Genomic DNA, 21,682 nt, shown 5'->3' on the forward strand with positions numbered 1-21,682 from the left:
TCCACTCCAGTCATTCTTCGTTTCTATATTTTTTAGGTGTAAATTTCTTTTTAGCCATTTCTTTTCCTAATCTCAGAGAATTTTCTAAAGAAATAATTAAAAGCTGTTTTGTTTCTTCTGACATCGGTTCGGAGTCTTTAGAGAATGCGAGTGCATCTGCGTTGCTCATATCCGCTATTAATGCTTCTAATTGCTTTTGAATATCTTTTTCATCTTTTTCGGTAAGCTCCCAATATTGTTTTTTTGTTCTACCTAGTAAGTAATCTATCGAAACGTCAAAGTAGTCAGCCACTTTTTGTACACGTTCAACGGAAGGAGTTCTTTTTTTCCATTGGTAAATGGTGTTTTGACCAAATCCTAAATCTTCTTCTAACTTAGATACAGATATATCTTTCTTTTGGCAAAGTTGTTTTATGATTTCTGTAATTCCCATTAGATCAACCCTTTCAACTAGTACAGAGTTGTTTATCCAATAAGTTAGTTATAATTGTTGACAACTAACTTATTGGATAATATACTTTGTACATGAGCTACTTATTTAGCTGTTGAAACACTACAAAGAAAAGCAGATAAATCACGTTCCCCAACGTTTAAGTGCTACAAGTGTAGGTTTATTTAGCTATGACTTTATTTTATTCAATAAGTTAGTTCGAGTCAATAGAAAGCTAAAAATTTAGCTTATAAAATTAAAAAAGGAGTTAGCTTTATGGATAAAACATTCGGAAAAAAAGTTAAAACATGGCTGATAATTAATGATATGAAGCAAAAGGACCTAGCAGAAATGTTAGATATTTCGAATCCTTATTTATCGGACATTCTTTTAGGGAAGAGGGAGGGAAAGAAAGTAAAGGAAAAAATCATGAAAATTTTAGAAATAAAGGAGGCTTCATAATGACGGCGACGGTACAAGTCATTATTGATGATAGTTATGTGCAAAAAGAAGTTTCTCGTCAAGTAAATGAGCGTTTGGTAGACATGGGAATTGGCACTTGGTGGGATATGAAAAGACTTCAATATGAAACGAGTAGAAGTTATGACTGGTTAATGGAGTATGTGGTCTATGACTTACGGGTGCAAGGATTTGCGAAACAAAAGAATAATCGATGGTTATTTAAAGCACAAGAAATGAAAGAGTTTCTGACCAAATTTTATGATGAATTGTAAGAAAGAATCAGGAATTTAGCAAGAAATAATGAATGGAAATGAGAGAAGGGGCAAATATGAATAGGGTGTTATTCGCAAGTAAATTAATGAAAGCATCGGATGTTGTAAAAAGATGTGCAGAAATGAGAAATAATTCAGCGTTATTACTTATTACTGAATTAGAAGCAAAGTGTCAGCTAAGGGAAATGAACCGTAAGGTTTCAAATCGAAGGGAGGTGAATTAATTGAAGGAGATAACACTAGTTTTTAAATCAGGAGTTAAAACAAGTTTTACAGTAGAGCAATTTAAAACATTTAAAAATAGTTTTGGATTTTTATCAGGAATTGAATATGAAGGTGCAACTCCGACAGTACCATTCCACATTAGTTTGAGTAATATCGATGCAATATTTGTGAAAGACATTGGTGGAAAGGAATCCACTAAAGAACCTGATCATCCAATTGAAGATTTCTATGGCTGTGGAATTAAGCAAGATGATAAGTATTTTATGTTTGGCCAGGATGCTGTACTTGAAGGGAATCTAACGAATTACTTAATTGCAGAACAGAATGTTGAATGTTTTCGAGCTGTATAAAAGGAGAAACCGCCAGTTGGGGCTGACGGCCTAATAAAAACACATGTTGAGGTCATTATAGCATGAAATGAATGCATGTAAAGGAGTGAACGATCATAATTGAAAATCCAATGATTATAGGAAATCCAAATGATTCAGCGATAACGAATGTTATGGGGCATTGTGCGAGTTGCAATAAGGAAATCTACTGCGGTGAAGAGTACTTGGATTTTGAAGGTGATTGTATACACAATTCAACAGAATGCGTTAAGGAATACGTTGTTGTACATTCTACCCAAAAGATAGCAGGTGAATGAAATGAACTTACAACAAAAGATTGAAAGTGAGATATCCATTTTAAGGCGTCTAATTGATCGATACAAACTTTGTGGTGATTCGGAATCCATTTGTATGGTGATTGCCTATGAATATGGATTGCAGGCGTTGATAGAAGCAAATGAAATGAGTAAACAAAAAGAGGTGCTGCCGTTTTGAATGGTGGAATTGAAGAACTAGAAAAGTCATTAATTGTGGAACAACGAAGGTTAAGTGAACACAAAAGAGAGTTAGAAAGGCTAATAGAAAAGAAACCGATTGTGGAACAAAATATTTGGAACACGGAAAGTAAAATTTTTGATTTGGAAGCTTCTATTTTTGTTTTGAAAAGCATGGCGAAGGAGTGAATCAATTGGAAATCACAAACGGTGCTGCCATTACCAAAAGTAAAAAAGCAAAAATCATTATCTATTCAAAGCCAGGTAACGGTAAAACAACGGTTGCTGGATTGTTACCAGGTAAAACATTAGTCTTGGATATTGATGGGACAAGCCAAGTTTTAGAAGGATATGAAAATGTAGATGTAGCTAAAATTGATGGTGAAAATCCACATGATAGCATCCTACAATTTTATGCATTAGCAAAAGCAAATATCGCTAAATACGATAACATCTTTGTTGATAATTTAACGCATTACCAAAAGTTATGGTTACTTAAAAAAGGTGAAAATACGAAAAGTGGTATGCCGGAATTAAAGGATTACGCTTTACTAGATAACCATCTTTTAAAGGTAGTAGAAACGTTTAACTCATTAGATGCAAATGTTATTTTTACAGCTTGGGAAACAACAAGAAATATCATTCATGATGATGGGCAGCAATATACACAATTCATTCCAGATATTCGGGATAAAATCGTCAATCATATTATGGGAATTGTTCATGTGGTTGGTCAATTGGTTAAAAAGGCAGATGGTACAAGAGGATTTGTTTTAGAAGGTAATCAAAGTGTTTTTGCTAAGAACCATCTCGATGTGCGGAAAGGCTGTATACAAGAAGAATTAATCGTGTCATCCACAAACTAATAAACAGGGGGAAATAAATAATGAGTTTCTTTAAATTTGATGAAACAAACGTAAATACAGGTTTTGAATTAGTTGCTGAAGGTAAATATGAAGCGGTAATTGTAAATGCGGAAGCTGGCAAAACACAAGCTGGTAAAGATAAATTATCGATAGATTTTGAAATTCGAAGTGATGTAACACAACATCATCAGGGAGCAAAAGTGCTGTATAACATGTTTACGTTCGAACATGAGGTTTCGGTTAGAATCGTCAATTCTTTATTAAAAGCATGTGGCTTTGGAAATCATCATGCTTTCGCATCTGCTGAAGATATGGGGAAACAACTTCTCAATAAGAATCTACAAATCACAGTAAAACATGAAGAGTACGATAAGATTGTGGATGGTCAAAAACAAAAACGTACGGTAGCCAAGGCAAAATATTATGATGTGTCGGACGTAAATCCGATAACAAGTGGTCCAGCAGTAACAGTCGGTGATGATATGTTACCGTTTTAAATAACTACATAGAGAGGTTGGTTTGTACCGACTTCTCTTTTTTATATCTTAAAAGGCTAACCGGAGGTTGTAATGAAAAAGAATCCATACAATTTTAATGAGATATCAACAGAGCTGAAAAGCTTACCGCAGTGGGTGCTTTGGCGCAAAGAAGAGAGAAATGGAAAACCGACGAAGATACCTTATCAAGCCAACGGCGAAATGGCGCAAGCAAATAATAGGCGTACATGGTCGACATTTGCAACAGCGGTCAAGTTTTATTTAGAAGGAGATTATGACGGAATAGGGTTCGTGTTCAGCAGGCAGGATAACTATATAGGAATAGATATTGATAAGTGTGTTGTGGCCGGAAAAACAAATACTTTTGCAACAGAAATTATCGATACAGTAGACAGTTATACAGAGTTTTCACCATCAGGAAAAGGTATCCACATAATTATCAAAGGGAACCTTCCACAATTTGTTTTAGGTACTGGAAGGAAGAATACCAAGCATGGTTTAGAAATTTACTCATACGGACGATTCTTCACATTCACTGGAAATCGAGAAAATTCTAATGATGTGTATGATCGTACGGATGAATTAGCAGAAGTGTTTGAACAGTATTTCGATGATAGTGACATACAAGGTCGCGTAAATTTAGCATCATTTGAAAAAGATGAAATCAAAATTTCAAATGATGCTTTATGGGAGAAAATGTTCCGTAGTAAAAATGGCGATGAAATTCGCTCATTATACAATGGAAGCCTAATTAATGAAGATCATTCGGCAAGTGACCTTTCTCTATGTAACCATTTAGCATTTTGGACAGGGAAATCAGCAACACGAATGGATTCCATGTTTCGTGAAACGAGCTTAATACGTGATAAATGGGACGTTATCCATTTCAGAGATACAAATGAAACATATGGGGAAAGAACGATAGCAACGGCTATTTCATCTACTTCTTCCACAATTCTAGATTATAAGCAACCATTCGATGAATTTTCATTTAATTTTATAAGTGAAGATGTAGCTGAAGTTGTGGAAGACAAACCAAAAAGGAAATTTAAACTAACGGAACTTGGAAATGCGGAACGTATTGCTTACGAATACGGCCATGTAATTAAATTCGTTCATGATATCGGTTGGTATATATGGGATGGAAAACGATGGAGAGTGGATACGAAGAAAGAAATTGAAAGAATTACAGCAAAAGTTCTCCGTAGTCTTTCTAAATCAGAAGATGAATCGGAAATAAAATGGGCACGTATGTGTGAGCGTAGAAATGTAAGAATGAATAGTATCAAAGATCTTATGCCATTGGTCCCAGGAGCGCGTGAAGATTTTGATAGCCATAAATATTTATTCAATGTTGCAAATGGAATGGTAGACTTACAGACGGGGCAGCTTCGTCCGCATGATCGGGAGGTATATCTATCGAAAATCACCAATGTTACATTTGATGAGCAAGCGAAATGTCCAGAGTGGATGAAGTTTTTAGAACAAATTTTTCAGGGGAATCAAGAGTTGATGGAATATATGCAACGATTGATTGGCTATTCTCTTACTGGAGAAATTGCCGAGCAAATCATGGTCTTCTTAATCGGTGGAGGTTCTAACGGAAAATCAACTTTTATCAATATCATTAAGGACCTTATGGGTGATTATGGAAGACAAGCGAAGTCCGATACTTTTATCAAGAAGAAAGAAACAGGAGCGAATAATGATATTGCTAGGTTGGCTGGGGCCCGGTTTGTATCCGCCATCGAAAGTGAAGATGGGGAGCAACTCTCAGAGACCTTTGTCAAGCAAATAACAGGTGGTGAGCCTGTATTAGCAAGGTTCTTAAGACAAGAGTTTTTCGAGTTCATACCTGAATTTAAAGTTTTCTTCACTACAAATCATAAGCCGGTTATAAAAGGTGTGGATGAAGGGATTTGGAGACGTATTCGTTTGATTCCATTCAATCTACAGCTACCTAAAGAAAAACGTGATAAGAAATTGCCAGAAAAACTAAGTCTTGAAATGCCAGGCATACTAAATTGGGCGATTGAAGGTTGTTTGAAGTGGCAGCAGTCAGGTTTAAATGATCCGGCGATTGTTAGGAAAGCCACAGGTGATTACAAAGAAGAAATGGATATACTTGGTCCATTTATGTTTGAGTGTTGTTTTAAAAGAGAGCGTGGCAACAGAAATAAGTATTACATCAAAGGTGTTACTTTAATAGACCGAAATAATACTGATAAGCAATCAAAGTTACTGGAAAACGAAGAAAATAGTGAGAATGTTACTAAAAGTAACAAATTTAAAATCTCATAAAAAACCTTATGTATCAAGGGTTAAAGATGCTTTTTCTATTCTTTTTGTTACTTTTGTTATTAAATATTACCTTCTAAAAAAATAATATATATATTCTATTAGGAGCCTACAAGGAATTTTTAGATAACACCAATAACACGAAACACTTCAATCCCTTGTGGCTGTAAGTCTTGTGATGTGTTACTAAATGAAAAAAAGCGTGATTTATGGTGTTTTTTGAGTGGGAAAAGGTCATTTTAGTAACAGGCTGGGTAATGGAGGTGGGTTATTATGAAAAAGTTTATAGAAGAAAATACCGAACGAGATATTAAAAGTTTTGAGTTAACTGATGACTTATATAAACGTTATTTGAAATATTGTGAAACGTATGATTTGGAATCTATTAGTAGAAGAAGCTTTAGTTATCAATTGAGTAAAGAACGAATCGGAGCATACCACAAGTTTAGAAATAAACCAGCAAGGTGGGGAGTGAAACTACTGCCATGCAAGTATTGAAAATTGTATCAGATATTTGGAAAGCGGGTGCGAATATTTATTTGGATCCGAGCGATGACCGAATGGGAATAACGAGACAAAACTTAATCTCAACGGAAGTGATGCAAGCTGCAGAACAACATTTTCAGGAAATCCATACATGGTTTCAATCCTGGAAGAATGAAAGTGTCGAGGACATCACCATGTTGAAGATTTTGTATCAATTCTGTGGATGGCAGCATAATCAAAAATTACATGACTGGTTACGAGCTGATGTAGATTCCTTACAACTCTTTTATGACTGGACGATTGTACTTGCGGAGAATGGTTGGACAGACATCTATGAAGACTATCGTCCATTTAAAAATGATAAATCGGTTGTAATGTCAAGAAAGATATATGAACGTGCGGTTATACATGTGAAGAAAGGAGTATGGAATTGATCAGTTATCGTTATACAGACACGGAAATACACAACATTCTTAAAACACTCACGATTGTAATTGATACTCGTGAAAACGTAAATGGCCATATTCGCGATTATTTACATCAAAAGGGAGTCCCTATGAAAAATCAAAAATTAGATACAGGTGATTATGGTTGCATGATTCCGAAAAATGAAGAACTGGGAATACCTCGTGATATCTATTTAGATAGCCGAGTAGAACGAAAGGCCCACATGGATGAGATCACAGGGAACTTACAAAAAAATACGCAAACAGCGTTTGAAAATGAATTGATTCGTTCAAAGGACATTCCATTCACTCTAATTGTGGAGGACCTACATGGATACGAAAAGATGCTACAAGGGAAGTATCATTCCAAATATAATCCACTAGCGTTACTGGGAAGGCTAAATACATTTAAAGCAAAATACGGTTTTGAAATCGTGTATTTGGATAAGAAATTCAGTGGGAATTGGATTTATCATCATTTTTATTATCAAGCGAAACATTACTTTAAATTGGGGGCTTTTTAGGAGATAAAAAAGAGGACCCTTACATGGGTCCCAAGAGAGGAAATTAAGTGAATCGCAAATTCAAAAAATTGGCGTATGAATAGTATATCCAAAGTATAAAAATATATGCAACAAAGCAGCTAGCAAATGCTAACTGCCCAGTTGATAAGAGGAATTTCGTTAAATCAGGTCTCAGTTTTCAATAGATTCAGCTATTCACCGGCTTATGGATAGTATGAATCAAACTTAAAATTTTTATACAGAGTGATAAACCATGTAAGTATCTATAGATGTATGATTAGTACAATCTGTAAAGTTAGCAGAAGTTGCTAATCATACGGCATCTTAATTGTCTGCATATATAAGGAGATTCAAGAGGGGAAAAATAGGCAGAGTGCATAAATGACTTGTAAAGTAATCGGATTGTATAACGATGAAAGAATTTTAAGATTCGGTAGGATGGAACAAAATTAGGATGAGCCTAGTTGTATGACGGTCAATGCTGCAGCACGGATGTCTACAGTTCCAATCAATTCAACTGGTACAATTTGAATTAGGTCACCAGGATTTAAATTAATAAGAATAACACCACTGGATACGTCTACTTCACCAGTACCAATAACGTTAGAGCGAACGGCTGTACCTGATCCAGGAATAATGTTAGCTGGTGTACTTAATGATAAGAAGAAACGACCAGCTTCTGGTGCGGTAGGGACGTTATCAAGACTAACTGTTAATGTATAACTGATTTGATAAATACCAGCTCGTAGAATTTGAATGCCATCTCCGACACTTCCTGTATCATGTATTACAGGAACAGTAATACTTGGGTTTGGAGTTACGCTAGGTAATAGTAATGGTGTGAATAGTGAAGCAAGTTGAGGTGCAGAAGCATTGAAAGCAAAACCGAAGGCTGGTAGTGCGCTAGCTGCTGTCGGCTTGCAATCGATTTTAGTAAATTCACAATCAGAAGAGAACATGTTTTCACTCCTTTATTTTTCTGTTTTTAGTTAAAACAATAGATGTTTTTTGTTCTAGAAAATGAGTATATGAGTGAAATGAAAAAGAGTAACTTCTCAAAGGCTTACTTATTGGTTTATTTCACCACATTATAATGTATGCTAATTTTTTGAAATAGAAACACATGTATGATTTATCCAAAAAAAATTGAAAGGGAGAGGAAGGAATGCTTTGCACCTTATTGAAGGTATGCAAATAAAAACGAGGTCCAAATTAAGAGCTCAAAGAGGGAAATGAGTGGATTGTAAATGCAAAAAAATGGTTCCAGATTAATATTGCCACATGATAAAAAATATACAACGCAACAAAGAAACTCGCATAAGCAAGCTGCTCAGTCGAAACTTGTAAGCAAAGAAAATGGTTTCGGCGTTTCACGGATACAGGTAATACAGCCTAGAGATAGTATGAATCGAATTGAATAATTTATATCGGGAGGAAAAAGAAATGACCGTATCTACAGATTTTTTATTGACATTATCGGAGAAGTTAACAGAAATCGCAGACAATACAGCCGATTTGGAAACGGCAGCGGAACTAGAAAAGCTCACTCATCAAATCGACGAAAGAATCAGAAACACTTAAATTTTTCGCGCGACTGATCAGGGAACAAAATAAAAGCTCAATTCGAAGGAGATAGACCGATAGAAACCTAGTGAATTGAGGTTTGAAATCACTGTAGGTATATCGGGGGAATAAAGGCGCTTAGAAGGGGGGAGTTTAGTGAAGAGAGGTGAATTGTCGTTGTTCAATTGGCTGAAAGAATATCAAAGATTAGGAGAGAATATTTCATATTTAGAATATAACCTAGACAAAACAAAATCGGAATTAAAGCGTTGGATTTATGGTGATTTACAAGACGTCCGTTTAACTGCTGGATCAGAAGGTACAAAGGTAGAAGAACGTATTGCTGCAATTGAATATGAATTAGCCTATAAAATGAATGATGTATACGATTTAAAACAAATCATTGGTAAATTTAAGGGATTGGATCATCAAATATTGAAGATGAAATATGTAGATGGAATGACATTAGAACAGATTGCGTACGATTTAGATTATAGTCCCTATTATATTAAGCGTAAGCATGCTGAAATAAGAAAGGTTATCCAGTTTATGGATGCACTATAAAGGGTTACTTTTAGGTGAGGTACTTTGTGGGTAACGAAACTCTTGTAAAAATGAGTTATAGTAATAACATAGACATTTAATGAAAGAGAAGCTAACGCCTGACTATTCATTTTTTAAAGAAACAAGATAGCGTACCAATAGGCGAATAAACAGAGCCAGCTGATTGTAAGGCGATGTATTAGATTACTTTCAAGATAGGCTCCTTTCGCAGTAGTATGTTGTGTATAAGGTAAGGTGTGAAGTACGGGGGTTAGCTGTAACATATTTTGGCGTATACAATCCATGAAAAAATGAGGAGTATGAAAAGAAAAACTAGATAGTGAGTAATTTTCATGGCAGCGTCCTTTTTCAGAACAGTATAGGTGAAGGAAAGAAGAATGCAAGCATATATAAGTGTGGTGGGTTATTCTAGATGAAAGGTATTCTGTGCATTCTTCAACCTTCGGAATAGAAATGAGAGGAAGAATGACGGATATCATTTGGTACGATACACGAGTGGGTATAAGCACATGCAGTGCACCAATTTGATGGTAGGTTCTTCCTCTATTTGTATTATGGACTTTGAATTGGTTTTTAATACCAATAAAAATAAATCAATAAAAAAAGGCGAATGAAATCGCTTCTTCTTTACATGGGTACCAAGAAATGCAATAGAGCGTGTTCATATACTATATTATAACTTTGGTTATGTAAAAAAACGAGTACGTGTGCCAGCGTACCCATTTTTTTGAATTTACAGTCACTATTACTGTTATGTGTGTGAGTCATGAACAAATAATAGTTCGAAAAGTAAGGGTTCAAGATAATATATGTAAATGAGTGGGGAATGGAACTAAAGGACAAAATAAATATGGTTTTTAAAACCAAAAAATATCGATAGTCTTATCATATGACGTTAATTGCACGCTTATTTTTTCTTTATTTACCAAAAATATAGAACTTTTTAAAGGGATAAGCATATATTAAAGTGTAGGACAACACCTATTGATGGTGCTTTTTCTAGAAACCTTCCTTTCGATATAGATTATGTAAGAGCGGCCATTCTTTGGTAGCTCTCTTTTTCTTTAAATTAAATAGATCCATGCTCATTTTGGATGGAGTATGGAAAATAAAAGAACAGCCAAATTATGTTGTGATACATAATCTGGCTGTTCAGTGTGTGAATAGATAGTGAAAAACATAAATACCTTCGTAGGGGGAAGGATTATGTTTGATTGTAACTTTATACTAGCATGGATTTGTTAATAAGGTCATCTAAGAAATGGCATGTAATAAAGGTAAAATAAAGTTGGATGAAGAGCGACTGTATGATGATAAAGAGGAACCTTATGAATTGAGATACAAGCACGCTCGTCATCCACCTAAATGGAAAAGCTGAAGGGGAACATATGTATTTGATGCCATAGGGTGTTGTAAGAATGAGATATGAAAAAGAGAGTATCTTTACATATGTTCTTTATTCGTACTCTTAGTATAGGAAGTGGTTTGGGTTTTTATACCAATTGAGTATACGAGTTGAAGCATCCATTCGAGTGCTTTATTTTGGATAAGGAGTGAGAACAAATGAAACTAACTAAACAGGAACAGGCGGTTGCGATTGGTACATTCATTTCACTGTTAGGGCAAGAGCTTGTAAATGAGCGTATTGATAAACGACAACTAGAGAGTGTAATTCCCATTTTTAATGAATTGGAAGATAACACAACACCAAAGCAAAGAAGAGAAGCGATGGTTAGCTTGTTAGATAAAACTATGGATGAACTTCTGAAGGAATAATAAAAAAAGCACAGTTACCGTATCAATTGTGGATGATAAGTAACTGTGCAAATAGAGAAACAGAAAGGTTTGATATAACTTGTATGTGATATCAAATATGATTAAGAGATTATTATTATAACATGAGGAATATACAATGGAATTGACAAAAATGTCCTTGGCAAGGACAACGTGAGAGAAGATACTCCAGTGTGGATGGAAGTCTATTTCTTGTTAGGAAACCTAAATATGTAAAGAATGGAAAAGGAATAAAGAATGACTGTATAATTGTAACAAAAGAAAATATGGTTTAGTTTTAATGTGAATTACACAGTACGTTCCTTATCCTTCATGAAGTGACTGAAAGGATGAAGCGCATACATATTCATACATTTCAAAGATGTAGAATAGCTAATTGGGGTCATTCAATGTACAAAGCCGTAGTGAAAGTTCTTCATCCACTCTTATTATTTGTTAGTTTTGGTTTTGTATACCAATAAAAATGAATATAAATTAACAAATACCCAAATGGTATTGGAATGAGAACAGATAAGGAGTGGAGAAGATGGAACATATTGAAACAGAGGTACAAAAGAAAATTGATGCGCTCGGTCTAAGTCCTTTGGACGATATAATTTATCATAGATATTTTAAAAATCGAACGGTAGTAGAAATGGATGAACTTCAGTTTAAATATTATAAAATGTATGGTCAACAACCTATGTTCTATTCAATGACTCATCTTATGGATTCGACAATAGAAGAATTAGTAAAGAATGATGAAAAGAATCAAAAACAATTCAATCCTTCCTTTTTTATGAGATTAAAAAGAAGGGTTGATAGATGGTTGTTTAGAGGAGTAGTTCGAAAGTAGAGTGGTAAAGAGAGAATGAGAGAATATAAAACAAAACAACAAAAACGTAAGTTCTATGACAGTAGGGCATGGAAACAATTGCGAGAAGAAGTAAAAAAGCGAGACAATTATGAGTGTCAGGAATGTAAACGAAATGGTCGTGTACAAACTGATACCAATGAGTACAGTGAGCGTGCCAAGCGTAAGAAGATTCAACTCGTTGTCCATCATATAAAAGAACTAGGACATCATCCAGAACTTGCATTAGAAATAGATAACTTAGAAACAGTCTGTGTGGATTGCCATAATAAAGAACACGGTAGAACATTCAAAAAGAAACCGAACAAATGGGAAAACGATGAAAAGTGGTGAAAATGATTCAGGGATAAGGCCCCCGGTTCGAAGGTTGGGCTTTTTTTCGTCTAAGGGGCACCGGAGGAGGGGGTTAACTGTCAGGTTTTTTTGCTAAATTTACGCACGTAAGGGGGGGTGGTGACTGTGAAGAACAAAGCGAAAGTAAAAAGAGAACTATTAAATCGAATAGATGAAGAAAATAGCATTCAAGTTGAGAAGGTTGAGAGGTATTTAAACCTCTTAGAATTGTACTATCAATTGGATGAAGCTATTGAAGAGTTTGGAACAATGATTACTACAATTAACGGATCGCAAAAGTTCACCAAACCAAACCCAGCGATTGCGGAGAAAAATAAAATTAACAGTTCATTAATTGCATTAGGAAAGGATTTAGGATTAGATTTTAATCCTCCTAAGATTGATAATTCTAATACTGGATATAGCAAAAGTGATTTAACATGATTAAGCAAAAGTATGTGGAAGAATACATTGAGTTTTATCGATCCGGAAAGGTAAAGTTCAACAAAGAGAGAGAACTGTTAATTAATTATCTAGAAAAATACGTTTTAAACAGAGACGATTTGTATTTTGATGATGAAATGATTCAGGATTGTATCAACTTCGGTGAGAAGTGGTATTTTCCATTGCAGCCATTTCAAAAATTCTTAATAGCATTCGTCTTTTTATTTTATAAGAAAAATGGACGTGTATTTTATCGCAAATTCCTGTGGATGTTAGGACGTGGTGGCGGTAAAAACGGTCTGATTTCTGTTATTATTCACTTTTTAATTAGTGAGTTACATGGCATTCCAGAGTATAACATTTCAGTAGTTGCGAATAGTGAAGAGCAAGCGAAAACAAGTCCTGACGAATTGCATAAATGCGTAAAGAAAAATGAGGTTTTACAGAGAGCGTTTAAAACCACATTAACTCAAACTGTTTCAAAGGCTACTGAAAGTATACTAAAGTTTAGAACTTCCAACGGGGATACAAAAGACGGTTTGCGTGATGGTGCAGTTGTATTTGATGAAATACATCAATATGAAAGTAATAAAGACGTTCGCGTCCATATCAGCGGCTTAGGCAAAAAGAAAAACCCTCGTGAATTTTATATTGGTACAGATGGTTATGTACGAGATGGCTTTTTAGATAAACAAAAAGAAAAAGCTAGGAAGGTTTTAAATGGTGAAGCTCGTCCTAATGCCGTATTTCCTTTTATCTGTAAGCTTAATGATGAAAAGGAAGTTGATGATATTGATAATTGGGAATTAGCTAATCCTATGTTATCGCAGCCGCTAAGCGAATATGCTGAGGGATTACTTGAAACGATAAAGGAAGAATATGAAGATTTAGAGGATGATCCAAGTAACCGAGAAGAATTTATGACAAAGCGTATGAACTTACCAGTTACAAATCTAGAACGATCTGTTGCAAAATGGTCAGAGATTCTTGCTACAAACCGTCCATTCCCTGATTTATATGCTCAAGAATGCATAGGAGCGTTAGACTTTGCGAGTATTCGAGATTTCGCAGCATGTGGTCTTTTATTTAGACAAAATGGTGAGTACATTTTTAAAACGCATTCCTTTGTGCGTAAAGAATTTGTTGATATTTATTATGGTTATTCTAAAAAAGCTGGAGAGTATAAAAAACAAAAATTTGCTCCTATAAAAGATTGGGAAGAGCAAGGTCTACTAACAGTTGTGGATGAACCAACTATTAATCCTCAACACATTGTTGATTGGTTTGTAGAAATGCGAGAACAATATGGAATTAAAAAGATTATAGCTGATAACTTCAGAATGGAAGCAATAAGGCCATTATTAGTAGCAGAAGGGTTTGAAATAGAAGTTATACGAAACCCGAAAGCAATTCATAGTTTATTAGCTCCACGTATTGAAATGGCATTTGCAAATAAACAAATTGTTTTTGAGGATAATCCGTTAATGCGTTGGTATACGCAAAATGTGTTGGTTGTTATCAAAAGTGATGGAAATAAAATATACGAAAAGAAAGAGCCTGTTCGTAGAAAAACAGATGGGTTCCAATGTTTTGTTCATGCTCTTTATAGGGCGGATGAGATACAAGAAGCAACTGACTTTGTTATAGGTAACATTAAATTCTAATAAAGGGGGTGATAATCATTGGATGGTTAGGTTCAGTATTTAAAAGAAATAAAGAATTAGAATTCATGCTGGATCTGGACATAATAACTGATACAGCAAACAGGCTTCATATGAAACGATTGGCGATTGATACATGCGTTTCATTTTTAGGAAGGACAATTAGTCAATCTGAATTTAGAGTAAGAAATGGTAAAGCATGTAAGAAGGATGAGCTTTATTATCGATTAAATGTAAGACCAAACAAGAATATGACCGCAAGTACCTTTTGGGAAAGGTTTGTTCGCAAACTTATTTATGATAATGAGTGTTTAGTCATACAAGCAGATGATGGTGATTTACTTATTGCAGATGGATTCCAACATAATGAGTATGCTGTGTTTGAAGATACCTTTACTGATGTAAGGGTAAAAGATTATACGTTTAAGAGAAGTTTTAAGCAAAGCGAAGTTATTCATTTGAAGTATCGGAATGATAAATTAACCCCACTTATTGATGGATTATTTGCAGATTATGGGGATTTGTTCGGCAGAATATTAAACTCTCAAAAACGTAAAAATCAAGTTCGTGGAACAGTTGATATGGATATGATTGGTGCTAAAACTGAGGAACAAATAGCAAAATTACAAGAGTTTATAGACAACATGTATAAGTCAATTGGTTCGAAAGATATAGCTATTGTTCCACAGCAAAAAGGTATTCATTATAACGAGATATACAATGGTGTTGCAAATGGTCCAAGTGTGGAAGAAATCAATAAAGTAACAAATGGTTTCTTGAATCAAGTAGCTATGGCAATTGGTATTCCTATAGCTCTGATATATGGTGAAATGGCTGATGTAGAAAAGCAAACGAAAAATTATATGCTTTTCACAGTACGACCATTATTAAAAAAGCTATCTGATGAAGCGAACGTTAAATTCTTTGAAATGAGTGAATATCTTTTAGGACGAAAAATTGAGGTTAAGGCTGTTTCCTATCAAAGTATATTTGAACTTGCGACAAGTATTGATAAACTCATTTCTTCAAGTGCATTTACAGGGAATGAAATTCGTTCGGAAGTAGATTATGAAGAGTCGGATGATCCAAACCTGAATATCCATCATATTACGAAGAACTATACAAAATTAAATGAATCTGAAGGGAGTGAGAAAGAAAATGACGGTGAAAATTGACGTGAAAGGACCAATTATTTCGAATGATGAAGCTTGGATTTATGATTGGTTTGAAATGGATGCTGCAAGCCCAGGTGAAATTTCAAAAGAACTAACTAATGCCAATGGTGATGATTTAATTGTATCGATTAACAGTCCTGGTGGTTATGTACACGAAGGATCAGAAATTTATACAGCATTAAAAAATTATCCTGGTAACGTGGAAGTTCAAATTGTTGGTTTGGCTGCAAGTGCGGCTTCTGTTATTGCGATGGCTGGTGATAAAGTCCGAATTTCACCTACAGCACAAATTATGATTCACAATGCTTCTATGTGGAATGGTGGAGATCATCGTGATATGGAAAAAGCTGCTGAAATGTTGAAAACAACTGATCGAGCAATTGTAAACGCCTATGTCATTAAAAGTGGTAAATCAGAAGAGGAACTACTTCATATGATGGCTGAAGAAACTTGGATGGGTCCACAACAAGCATTAGAAAATAATTTTGTGGATGAAATCATGTTTATGGATAATCAGGTTAAAATGACAGCGTCAGCTTCTACTGCTGCCATGCTTCCACAAAAGGTAATCGATGGTTTTAGAAATGGAACAATGAACAAGAGCCAAGGGATTACAAAAAAAGATTTAAATGCAGCGTTATCAGGTTTGAAAAATGAAATTCTGAATGATTTACAAACAAATATAAATCCAAAAGAGCCTATTCAAAAGCCTGTTCATACAAAACAGAATTTGAGTACGCTCTTTTTAACTTTAGGAGGAAAATAAAATATGGTTATTAAGTTTAATAATTTTGAAGAGAAGAAACTAGCTTTCGCGAAAGCAACACAAGAAGGTACAGCGGAAGAACAATCAGCAGCGTTAAATTCCATGATTGAAGCACTTGCTACAGATGTTCGTTCAGATATTTTAAATCAAGTGAATGAATCAATGGTAGATCGTTCTATTATGCAATCTCGCGGTGCTAATGTGCTAATAAGTGAAGAAATGAAGTTCTTTAATGCTGTTGTTGAAGATGGCGGTTTTAAATCTACTGAAACTTTACCTAAGACAACACAAGAGAGAATTTTTGATGATTTAGTTCAAGGTCATCCGTTACTAGAGCATATCGGCTTAGAGAATCTAGGAGCCGTGACAGAATTTATTTATGGAGATCCAGAGGGTGCAGCTGTATGGGGACCGTTATTTGGTGATATTAAAGGACAATTAAATGCTACATTCCGAAAAGAGTCAATTACTCAACTGAAATTAACAGCATTTATTCCATTAGCAAATGATATGTTGAAGCTTGGTCCAGTATGGGTGGAACGATATGTTCGTACTATGATTACAGAAGCGATGTCAGTAGGTTTAGAGCGTGGTTTTGTAGTAGGGACAGGTAAAGAAGAACCAATTGGGTTATTAAAAGATCCTAGCGGAAGTGTAGTGAATGGAGTATATCCAGATAAAAAGCCAGCAGGAACTTTAACGTTTGAACCAGGTCGTAAAACAATTAATGAATTAAAAGGCGTGGTCAAATTATTGGCTAAAAAATTAACCCCTGATGGTAAAACAGATGCAGATCGACCAAAAAATATTGCTGGTAAAGTAGTTATGGTAACAAATCCATTTGATACTTTTGATATTCAAGCAAATGCTACGATTCAAAATGCGGCAGGTGTATATGTAACGAGCTTACCTTTTAATCCAATCCCAACAGAATCTGTATTTGTACCTCAAGGACAAGTGGTTTTCTTTGTTAAAGGGGAATACATTGCAGCGATGGGTGGAACAGAGCCGATCAAGAAGTATGAAGAAACATTAGCTTTAGAAGATGCAACTGTTTATATTGCTAAACAATATGCTACAGGTAAACCAAAGGATAAATACACTTCACAAGTTTATACATTAAAGCTTGAAGAAGTAACCCCACCAACACAAGGGTGATGTGAATGAATACAGTAATTTCGAATGAAATATTACAGCAATTCAAAGATAGGATGCACTTAGGGGATGAGGAAGACGACAACCTAAAGCGCATCCTTTCTACGTCTAACAAGGCGTTACTTAGGGTTTGTGGGAATTATGATTTAAATAAAGACGAGGAGTTCAAAGAATTAGTCTTTGAACGTTCTCGTTATGTTTATAACGATGCATTAGAGTATTTTGACAAGAATTTTTTAAGTCAGATTAATAGTTTAGGTGTCGATAAAGCTTTAGAAGAAATTAAATTGGACGGTGATTAATATGCGTCCTTTTCAGTATAAAAAACCATTGAATACAGGTGATTTCAGGAATCGAATCAGCATTGAACAACCTGTAGTAATAAAAGATGAATTAAACCAAGTAATTGAAACATCTTGGCAAGAATTAAAGAAAGCCTGGTCAATGATAAAAACGGTGAAAGGTTCTGAGTACATTGAAGCTTCAGCTTCCCAAGCTACACGGATTTATCGTTTTGTGATTCCTTTTACTTCTGATATTACAGAAGTAATGCGAATCAATATGAAAGGTCGTATCTTTGATATTATCGAACCGCCAATGAATGATGATGAAATGTATCAAACATTGACTATTATCGCAAAGGAGCATACTTAATATGAATGATTTTGCGAGTGAGATTGCTAGAGAATTACAAAGATATGCGAATGTTGTGGAAGAAACCTTAGAAAATGAAATCGATGAAGTAGGAGATATTGCTGTAGATAAATTAAAGCAAAAAAGTCCTAAAAAAACAGGTGCTTATCGTAAAGGATGGCGTAAGAAAAAAGAAGGTAAAGGTGTTGTTCTTCATAATACACAAGGGCAACTAACACACCTTTTAGAAAAAGGACATGCGAAAGTTGGCGGTGGACGTGTTCCAGCACAGGTGCATATCCGCCCAGTTGAAGAGTATGTAATTGATGAATTGCCAAGACGTATCGAAAGGGCGGTTCAACAATGACATTAGTTGAATTAACAAAAATTCTTGAAGCTACAGGTTATCCTGTGGCTTATTCGCATTTCACAGCAACGCCAGGTAATCCTGTACCAAGTCCTCCGTATATGTGTTTTCTTGCTGATGGATCAGCAAACCTAATGGCAGACAACAAAGTGTATCACAAAATAAATGATGTAATTATTGAACTTTACACAACAAGAAAAAACTTAGTTGCAGAAGCCAAACTTGAAAAAGTCCTAGACGATCATGAGATTCCTTATGACACACCAATTGAAGGGATTATTGAATCAGAAAATATGTATCAGAAAATATACGAAATGAGGTTGATATAAATGAGTAAAGAAAATAAAGTTACATTCGGTTTGAAAAATGTATATTACGTACCATTTGATATTAAAGATTTCTTAGTTACATTTGGGACACCAATTCCATTACCTGGTGGAGTTGAACTAACATTTGAGCCACGCGGTGATTTAATTGAATTCTATGCAGATGACATGCTTTATTACGCGGCAAGTAATAATCAGGGTTACGATGGAACATTAAGTATTGCTACTATCCCAGAAAAATTTGCTATTGATGCGTTAGGCGAACAATTAGATGAGACAGATGGTGTATTAAATGAAATAGCTGATGCGAAAGGGAAACCATTTGCACTACTATTTGAATTCGATGGCGATATAAACGCTACTCGACATGTTATGTATAACTGTGCAGCGAGTCGTCCAACAATTGCATCTAAAACAAAAACAAATTCAGCCGAACCAAATACAAATGAACTGAAGTTTGTTTCTAGTCCAATTGTTTTAGCTCCTGGTGGAAGACCAATGGTTAAAACAAAAACAACATCTAAAACAACTCAAGCAATTTATGATAATTGGTACAAAGAAGTATATGTTAAAAAACCAGCAGCACCAAAAGGAGCGTAATAGTAAATGGAAAAGACAATTACAGTAGATGGTCAAGATATTCGTTTGAAAAGTACAGGAGGGACACCAGTCCGATTTAAAGCGCAATTTGGAAAGGATTATTTTGCACAACTTCTTAAGTTAGCGCCACTTGGGAAAATCGATATGGAAAATCTAGATCCAAGTAAGTTAGATAGTGTGGATTTCGAAGTATTTTATAATCTTGTTTGGACTATGGCGAAAACAGCTGATCCAAAGATACCAGAGCCAATGGCATGGTTAGATTCATTTGATGAATTCCCAATCATCGAAATCTTAGAAGATATTCAAGATATGATAGCTTCCACAATTCAATCTAAAAAAAAGTTGTAGATAGCAATAATAATAGTCAACAAGGAGCGAATCAGGGTGATGTTTTCACCACTGAGACGTTCCTTGTTTTGTGTTATAAATGCAAACTTACAAAAGCGGATTTAGAAGATATGACAATTGGTATGTGCCTTGATTATATCGATGAATATTTAGAAATGCAGAAGCCACCACAAGAAAAAACACGGAAAGCAACGCAAGCAGACTTTAATAGTTTCTAAAGAAGAGGTGAGAAAATGGCGGGGAAAATTAAAGGAATTACGATAGAAATTGGTGGGAATACAGAGCCGTTACAAAATGCTTTAAAGGATGTAAATAAACGAAGTAATGATTTAACCAAAGAATTAAAAGATGTTGAACGTCTTTTGAAATTTAATCCAGGTAATGTTGAAGCATTAGCACAAAAACAACAATTACTTACACAAGCAATTGAAAATACAACACAAAAGCTAGATAAATTGAAGGCAGCAGAACAACAGGTACAAGCTCAGTTTCAAAACGGAAAGATTTTTGAAGAACAATATCGTGCGTTTAGGCGTGAAATTGAATTTACAGAAGGGTCGCTTAATGGTCTGAAAAATAAGCTTGGAAATATGAAGGCTGAACAAGACAGCGTAGCAAGTTCAACAAGGCAATTGGAAACATTATTTAGAGCTACAGGTAAAAGTGTTGATGATTTTGCAGGAGCGTTAGGAAATCGTCTTGTGAATGCAATTAAAAGTGGTACGGCTACCAGTAGGCAGTTAGATCAAGCGATTGGTCTTATTGGCCGTGAAGCATTGGGAGCGGAAGCTGATATTGAAAAGTTACAACGTGCGCTTCGTTCTGTTGATGATGGTAATTCAATACAACAAGTTCGAAATGATTTAAGGGACCTTTCGCGTGAAGCTGAAAGAGCAGGAAAAAGCTTCAAAGAATTAGATATCGGTTTAGAAAATATGTTAGGTGGAGCGATGGCCGCTGGGGGCATCTCAGGTGTAATTGAAAAGGCTCTTGATACGTCAAAATTAAAAACGAAAATTGATGTAACTTTTGAAGTACCAGCATCATCTAAGAAATCAGTTGAACAAGCTGTACGAGGAATTGAAGCGTATGGTGTAGATGTGGAAGAAGCGCTGGAAGGTACACGTAGACAATGGGCTTTAAATAAAACCGTAAGCGATACAGCTAATACGTCAATCGTAAAAGGTGCAGCAGCAATTACTACAGCTTATGCTGGTATTGATTTTACTGAGTTAATTCAAGAATCGAATGAAATTGGGAATGAATTAGGGATAACTAATGAAAGTGCACTAGCATTAACAAATTCTCTTTTAAAAATGGGATTCCCACCTGAGCAATTAGATATTATCGCTGAATATGGCGGTCAATTAACGCGAGCTGGTTATACAGCTGAAGAAGTACAAGCAATTATGGCAGCGGGTGTTGATACAGGAACTTGGAATATCGATAACTTATTAGATGGACTGAAAGAAGGGCGTATCAAAGCAGCTGAATTTGGGCAGGGTGTCGATAAGTCGATGAAAGAAGCTCTGGAAGGCACAAAAATTTCTGCTGATCAGTTAGAAAAATGGGGGCAATCTGTAGCAAAAGGTGGTAAAGAAGGCTCAACCGCTATGACAAGTATCGCTAAAGCTTTAAATGAAGTTGAAAATGAAACAAAGCGAAATGAGATTGGTGTAAAACTTTTCGGTAGATGATAAATTGTGCCGAAGTAAAATCGCGGTATGAAGCAAGAAGGGTGAGATTCCTGACTTGAACCGAAGGCTAT

31 protein-coding genes are annotated in these 21,682 nt (G+C 35.2%); 29 read left to right on the forward strand and 2 right to left on the reverse strand.

Going from position 1 to position 21,682, the window contains the following annotated elements; genetic code table 11:
* Positions 1 to 10: 10 nt before the first annotated feature.
* Positions 11 to 433, reverse strand: a complete 423-nt coding sequence (locus AC3WVZ_RS04650) for a helix-turn-helix domain-containing protein (protein ID WP_061656788.1) — start codon at positions 431 to 433, stop codon at positions 11 to 13.
* 273 nt (positions 434 to 706) lie between these two features.
* On the opposite strand from AC3WVZ_RS04650, the gene AC3WVZ_RS04655 reads away from it, so the two are divergent.
* The 12 genes from AC3WVZ_RS04655 to AC3WVZ_RS04710 all read left to right on the forward strand — a co-directional run bounded on the left by AC3WVZ_RS04655 (position 707) and on the right by AC3WVZ_RS04710 (position 7,329).
* Complete coding sequence (locus tag AC3WVZ_RS04655; RefSeq protein WP_061656789.1) at positions 707 to 892, forward strand: helix-turn-helix domain-containing protein; 186 nt, start codon at positions 707 to 709, stop codon at positions 890 to 892.
* The gene (locus AC3WVZ_RS04660; protein WP_061656790.1) at positions 892 to 1,164 is read left to right on the forward strand and encodes a DUF771 domain-containing protein; all 273 of its coding nucleotides are present in this window, start codon (positions 892 to 894) and stop codon (positions 1,162 to 1,164) included. The genes AC3WVZ_RS04655 and AC3WVZ_RS04660 overlap by 1 nt, the downstream gene beginning before the upstream one ends.
* 56 nt (positions 1,165 to 1,220) lie before the next feature.
* A complete protein-coding gene (locus tag AC3WVZ_RS04665; protein ID WP_233936095.1) occupies positions 1,221 to 1,388 on the forward strand; it encodes a hypothetical protein in 168 nt (55 codons plus the stop codon).
* The gene (locus AC3WVZ_RS04670) at positions 1,389 to 1,739 is read left to right on the forward strand and encodes a YqaI family protein (RefSeq protein WP_006919349.1); all 351 of its coding nucleotides are present in this window, start codon (positions 1,389 to 1,391) and stop codon (positions 1,737 to 1,739) included.
* A 297-nt stretch (positions 1,740 to 2,036) separates the two neighbouring features.
* Positions 2,037 to 2,213 (forward strand): hypothetical protein, encoded by a 177-nt coding sequence (locus AC3WVZ_RS04675; RefSeq protein WP_233936097.1) that lies wholly within the window; start codon positions 2,037 to 2,039, stop codon positions 2,211 to 2,213.
* Entirely contained in the window at positions 2,210 to 2,401 is a 192-nt protein-coding gene (locus AC3WVZ_RS04680) for a hypothetical protein (RefSeq protein ID WP_098214351.1), read from the forward strand. The genes AC3WVZ_RS04675 and AC3WVZ_RS04680 overlap by 4 nt, the downstream gene beginning before the upstream one ends.
* 5 nt (positions 2,402 to 2,406) lie before the next feature.
* Complete coding sequence (locus AC3WVZ_RS04685; RefSeq protein WP_098214350.1) at positions 2,407 to 3,078, forward strand: AAA family ATPase; 672 nt, start codon at positions 2,407 to 2,409, stop codon at positions 3,076 to 3,078.
* 20 nt (positions 3,079 to 3,098) lie between these two features.
* Entirely contained in the window at positions 3,099 to 3,575 is a 477-nt protein-coding gene (locus tag AC3WVZ_RS04690) for a DUF669 domain-containing protein (protein ID WP_023521065.1), read from the forward strand.
* 72 nt (positions 3,576 to 3,647) lie between these two features.
* Entirely contained in the window at positions 3,648 to 5,876 is a 2,229-nt protein-coding gene (locus AC3WVZ_RS04695) for a phage/plasmid primase, P4 family (protein ID WP_233936099.1), read from the forward strand.
* A gap of 270 nt (positions 5,877 to 6,146) precedes the next feature.
* Positions 6,147 to 6,371 carry a primase-like DNA-binding domain-containing protein gene (locus AC3WVZ_RS04700; protein WP_023523441.1) on the forward strand — a complete coding sequence of 75 codons (225 nt, stop codon included), beginning with the start codon at positions 6,147 to 6,149 and terminating at the stop codon, positions 6,369 to 6,371.
* Entirely contained in the window at positions 6,359 to 6,793 is a 435-nt protein-coding gene (locus tag AC3WVZ_RS04705; RefSeq protein ID WP_098214347.1) for a hypothetical protein, read from the forward strand. Before AC3WVZ_RS04700 ends, AC3WVZ_RS04705 begins: the two co-directional genes overlap by 13 nt.
* Positions 6,790 to 7,329 carry an ERCC4 domain-containing protein gene (locus AC3WVZ_RS04710; protein WP_233936101.1) on the forward strand — a complete coding sequence of 180 codons (540 nt, stop codon included), beginning with the start codon at positions 6,790 to 6,792 and terminating at the stop codon, positions 7,327 to 7,329. The genes AC3WVZ_RS04705 and AC3WVZ_RS04710 overlap by 4 nt, the downstream gene beginning before the upstream one ends.
* A 449-nt stretch (positions 7,330 to 7,778) precedes the next feature.
* Here the strand turns inward: AC3WVZ_RS04710 and exsF are convergent, their stop codons facing one another.
* Complete coding sequence (exsF, locus tag AC3WVZ_RS04715; RefSeq protein WP_233936102.1) at positions 7,779 to 8,288, reverse strand: exosporium protein ExsF; 510 nt, start codon at positions 8,286 to 8,288, stop codon at positions 7,779 to 7,781.
* Between the two features lie 484 nt (positions 8,289 to 8,772).
* On the opposite strand from exsF, the gene AC3WVZ_RS04720 reads away from it, so the two are divergent.
* From AC3WVZ_RS04720 to AC3WVZ_RS04800, 17 genes are all read left to right on the forward strand, one after another.
* The gene (locus AC3WVZ_RS04720; protein ID WP_233936104.1) at positions 8,773 to 8,910 is read left to right on the forward strand and encodes a hypothetical protein; all 138 of its coding nucleotides are present in this window, start codon (positions 8,773 to 8,775) and stop codon (positions 8,908 to 8,910) included.
* A 159-nt stretch (positions 8,911 to 9,069) separates the two neighbouring features.
* On the forward strand, positions 9,070 to 9,456 hold the full coding sequence (locus AC3WVZ_RS04725) for a DUF1492 domain-containing protein (protein WP_233936555.1): 387 nt from the start codon (positions 9,070 to 9,072) through the stop codon (positions 9,454 to 9,456).
* Positions 9,457 to 11,019: 1,563 nt separating this feature from the next.
* Positions 11,020 to 11,232 (forward strand): hypothetical protein, encoded by a 213-nt coding sequence (locus tag AC3WVZ_RS04730; RefSeq protein WP_078187446.1) that lies wholly within the window; start codon positions 11,020 to 11,022, stop codon positions 11,230 to 11,232.
* Positions 11,233 to 11,776: 544 nt separating this feature from the next.
* Positions 11,777 to 12,085: a hypothetical protein gene (locus tag AC3WVZ_RS04735; RefSeq protein ID WP_061656728.1), complete on the forward strand. Its 309-nt coding sequence runs from the start codon at positions 11,777 to 11,779 to the stop codon at positions 12,083 to 12,085.
* A 15-nt stretch (positions 12,086 to 12,100) separates the two neighbouring features.
* On the forward strand, positions 12,101 to 12,436 hold the full coding sequence (locus tag AC3WVZ_RS04740) for an HNH endonuclease (protein WP_078187444.1): 336 nt from the start codon (positions 12,101 to 12,103) through the stop codon (positions 12,434 to 12,436).
* Positions 12,437 to 12,556: 120 nt separating this feature from the next.
* On the forward strand, positions 12,557 to 12,880 hold the full coding sequence (locus tag AC3WVZ_RS04745) for a P27 family phage terminase small subunit (RefSeq protein ID WP_425594304.1): 324 nt from the start codon (positions 12,557 to 12,559) through the stop codon (positions 12,878 to 12,880).
* A complete protein-coding gene (locus tag AC3WVZ_RS04750) occupies positions 12,877 to 14,544 on the forward strand; it encodes a terminase TerL endonuclease subunit (protein ID WP_233936105.1) in 1,668 nt (555 codons plus the stop codon). The genes AC3WVZ_RS04745 and AC3WVZ_RS04750 overlap by 4 nt, the downstream gene beginning before the upstream one ends.
* An 8-nt stretch (positions 14,545 to 14,552) precedes the next feature.
* On the forward strand, positions 14,553 to 15,716 hold the full coding sequence (locus tag AC3WVZ_RS04755; RefSeq protein WP_233936106.1) for a phage portal protein: 1,164 nt from the start codon (positions 14,553 to 14,555) through the stop codon (positions 15,714 to 15,716).
* Positions 15,700 to 16,482, forward strand: a complete 783-nt coding sequence (locus tag AC3WVZ_RS04760; RefSeq protein ID WP_233936108.1) for a head maturation protease, ClpP-related — start codon at positions 15,700 to 15,702, stop codon at positions 16,480 to 16,482. Before AC3WVZ_RS04755 ends, AC3WVZ_RS04760 begins: the two co-directional genes overlap by 17 nt.
* Positions 16,483 to 16,485: 3 nt before the next feature.
* Positions 16,486 to 17,640, forward strand: coding sequence for a phage major capsid protein (locus AC3WVZ_RS04765; protein WP_233936109.1), 1,155 nt, complete (start codon positions 16,486 to 16,488; stop codon positions 17,638 to 17,640).
* 5 nt (positions 17,641 to 17,645) lie between these two features.
* A complete protein-coding gene (locus AC3WVZ_RS04770; RefSeq protein ID WP_233936110.1) occupies positions 17,646 to 17,939 on the forward strand; it encodes a hypothetical protein in 294 nt (97 codons plus the stop codon).
* Position 17,940: 1 nt separating this feature from the next.
* Positions 17,941 to 18,291 carry a phage head closure protein gene (locus AC3WVZ_RS04775; RefSeq protein ID WP_233936112.1) on the forward strand — a complete coding sequence of 117 codons (351 nt, stop codon included), beginning with the start codon at positions 17,941 to 17,943 and terminating at the stop codon, positions 18,289 to 18,291.
* A gap of 1 nt (position 18,292) precedes the next feature.
* Positions 18,293 to 18,637 (forward strand): HK97 gp10 family phage protein, encoded by a 345-nt coding sequence (locus AC3WVZ_RS04780; protein WP_006914602.1) that lies wholly within the window; start codon positions 18,293 to 18,295, stop codon positions 18,635 to 18,637.
* The gene (locus AC3WVZ_RS04785; RefSeq protein WP_233936114.1) at positions 18,634 to 18,966 is read left to right on the forward strand and encodes a hypothetical protein; all 333 of its coding nucleotides are present in this window, start codon (positions 18,634 to 18,636) and stop codon (positions 18,964 to 18,966) included. The genes AC3WVZ_RS04780 and AC3WVZ_RS04785 overlap by 4 nt, the downstream gene beginning before the upstream one ends.
* Entirely contained in the window at positions 18,967 to 19,563 is a 597-nt protein-coding gene (locus AC3WVZ_RS04790; RefSeq protein ID WP_233936115.1) for a major tail protein, read from the forward strand.
* A gap of 6 nt (positions 19,564 to 19,569) precedes the next feature.
* The gene (locus AC3WVZ_RS04795; RefSeq protein ID WP_233936116.1) at positions 19,570 to 19,914 is read left to right on the forward strand and encodes a hypothetical protein; all 345 of its coding nucleotides are present in this window, start codon (positions 19,570 to 19,572) and stop codon (positions 19,912 to 19,914) included.
* 233 nt (positions 19,915 to 20,147) lie between these two features.
* Positions 20,148 to 21,611, forward strand: coding sequence for a hypothetical protein (locus AC3WVZ_RS04800; RefSeq protein WP_233936117.1), 1,464 nt, complete (start codon positions 20,148 to 20,150; stop codon positions 21,609 to 21,611).
* The last annotated feature ends 71 nt before the right edge of the window (positions 21,612 to 21,682 follow it).

It is taken from the genome of Bacillus sp. CPT56D-587-MTF, assembly GCF_058792335.1.

Coding starts and splice junctions, on each gene's coding strand:
- AC3WVZ_RS04690 (WP_023521065.1), top strand. CDS start 3,099: ATGAGTTTCTTTAAATTTGATGAAACAAACGTAAATACAGGTTTTGAA.
- AC3WVZ_RS04775 (WP_233936112.1), top strand. CDS start 17,941: ATGCGTCCTTTTCAGTATAAAAAACCATTGAATACAGGTGATTTCAGG.
- AC3WVZ_RS04740 (WP_078187444.1), top strand. CDS start 12,101: ATGAGAGAATATAAAACAAAACAACAAAAACGTAAGTTCTATGACAGT.
- AC3WVZ_RS04735 (WP_061656728.1), top strand. CDS start 11,777: ATGGAACATATTGAAACAGAGGTACAAAAGAAAATTGATGCGCTCGGT.
- AC3WVZ_RS04650 (WP_061656788.1), bottom strand. CDS start 433: ATGGGAATTACAGAAATCATAAAACAACTTTGCCAAAAGAAAGATATA.
- AC3WVZ_RS04770 (WP_233936110.1), top strand. CDS start 17,646: ATGAATACAGTAATTTCGAATGAAATATTACAGCAATTCAAAGATAGG.
- AC3WVZ_RS04660 (WP_061656790.1), top strand. CDS start 892: ATGACGGCGACGGTACAAGTCATTATTGATGATAGTTATGTGCAAAAA.
- AC3WVZ_RS04800 (WP_233936117.1), top strand. CDS start 20,148: ATGGCGGGGAAAATTAAAGGAATTACGATAGAAATTGGTGGGAATACA.
- AC3WVZ_RS04695 (WP_233936099.1), top strand. CDS start 3,648: ATGAAAAAGAATCCATACAATTTTAATGAGATATCAACAGAGCTGAAA.
- AC3WVZ_RS04760 (WP_233936108.1), top strand. CDS start 15,700: ATGACGGTGAAAATTGACGTGAAAGGACCAATTATTTCGAATGATGAA.
- AC3WVZ_RS04765 (WP_233936109.1), top strand. CDS start 16,486: ATGGTTATTAAGTTTAATAATTTTGAAGAGAAGAAACTAGCTTTCGCG.
- AC3WVZ_RS04780 (WP_006914602.1), top strand. CDS start 18,293: ATGAATGATTTTGCGAGTGAGATTGCTAGAGAATTACAAAGATATGCG.
- AC3WVZ_RS04750 (WP_233936105.1), top strand. CDS start 12,877: ATGATTAAGCAAAAGTATGTGGAAGAATACATTGAGTTTTATCGATCC.
- AC3WVZ_RS04665 (WP_233936095.1), top strand. CDS start 1,221: ATGAATAGGGTGTTATTCGCAAGTAAATTAATGAAAGCATCGGATGTT.
- AC3WVZ_RS04700 (WP_023523441.1), top strand. CDS start 6,147: ATGAAAAAGTTTATAGAAGAAAATACCGAACGAGATATTAAAAGTTTT.
- AC3WVZ_RS04730 (WP_078187446.1), top strand. CDS start 11,020: ATGAAACTAACTAAACAGGAACAGGCGGTTGCGATTGGTACATTCATT.
- AC3WVZ_RS04790 (WP_233936115.1), top strand. CDS start 18,967: ATGAGTAAAGAAAATAAAGTTACATTCGGTTTGAAAAATGTATATTAC.
- AC3WVZ_RS04675 (WP_233936097.1), top strand. CDS start 2,037: ATGAACTTACAACAAAAGATTGAAAGTGAGATATCCATTTTAAGGCGT.
- exsF (WP_233936102.1), bottom strand. CDS start 8,288: ATGTTCTCTTCTGATTGTGAATTTACTAAAATCGATTGCAAGCCGACA.
- AC3WVZ_RS04795 (WP_233936116.1), top strand. CDS start 19,570: ATGGAAAAGACAATTACAGTAGATGGTCAAGATATTCGTTTGAAAAGT.
- AC3WVZ_RS04785 (WP_233936114.1), top strand. CDS start 18,634: ATGACATTAGTTGAATTAACAAAAATTCTTGAAGCTACAGGTTATCCT.
- AC3WVZ_RS04720 (WP_233936104.1), top strand. CDS start 8,773: ATGACCGTATCTACAGATTTTTTATTGACATTATCGGAGAAGTTAACA.
- AC3WVZ_RS04655 (WP_061656789.1), top strand. CDS start 707: ATGGATAAAACATTCGGAAAAAAAGTTAAAACATGGCTGATAATTAAT.
- AC3WVZ_RS04705 (WP_098214347.1), top strand. CDS start 6,359: ATGCAAGTATTGAAAATTGTATCAGATATTTGGAAAGCGGGTGCGAAT.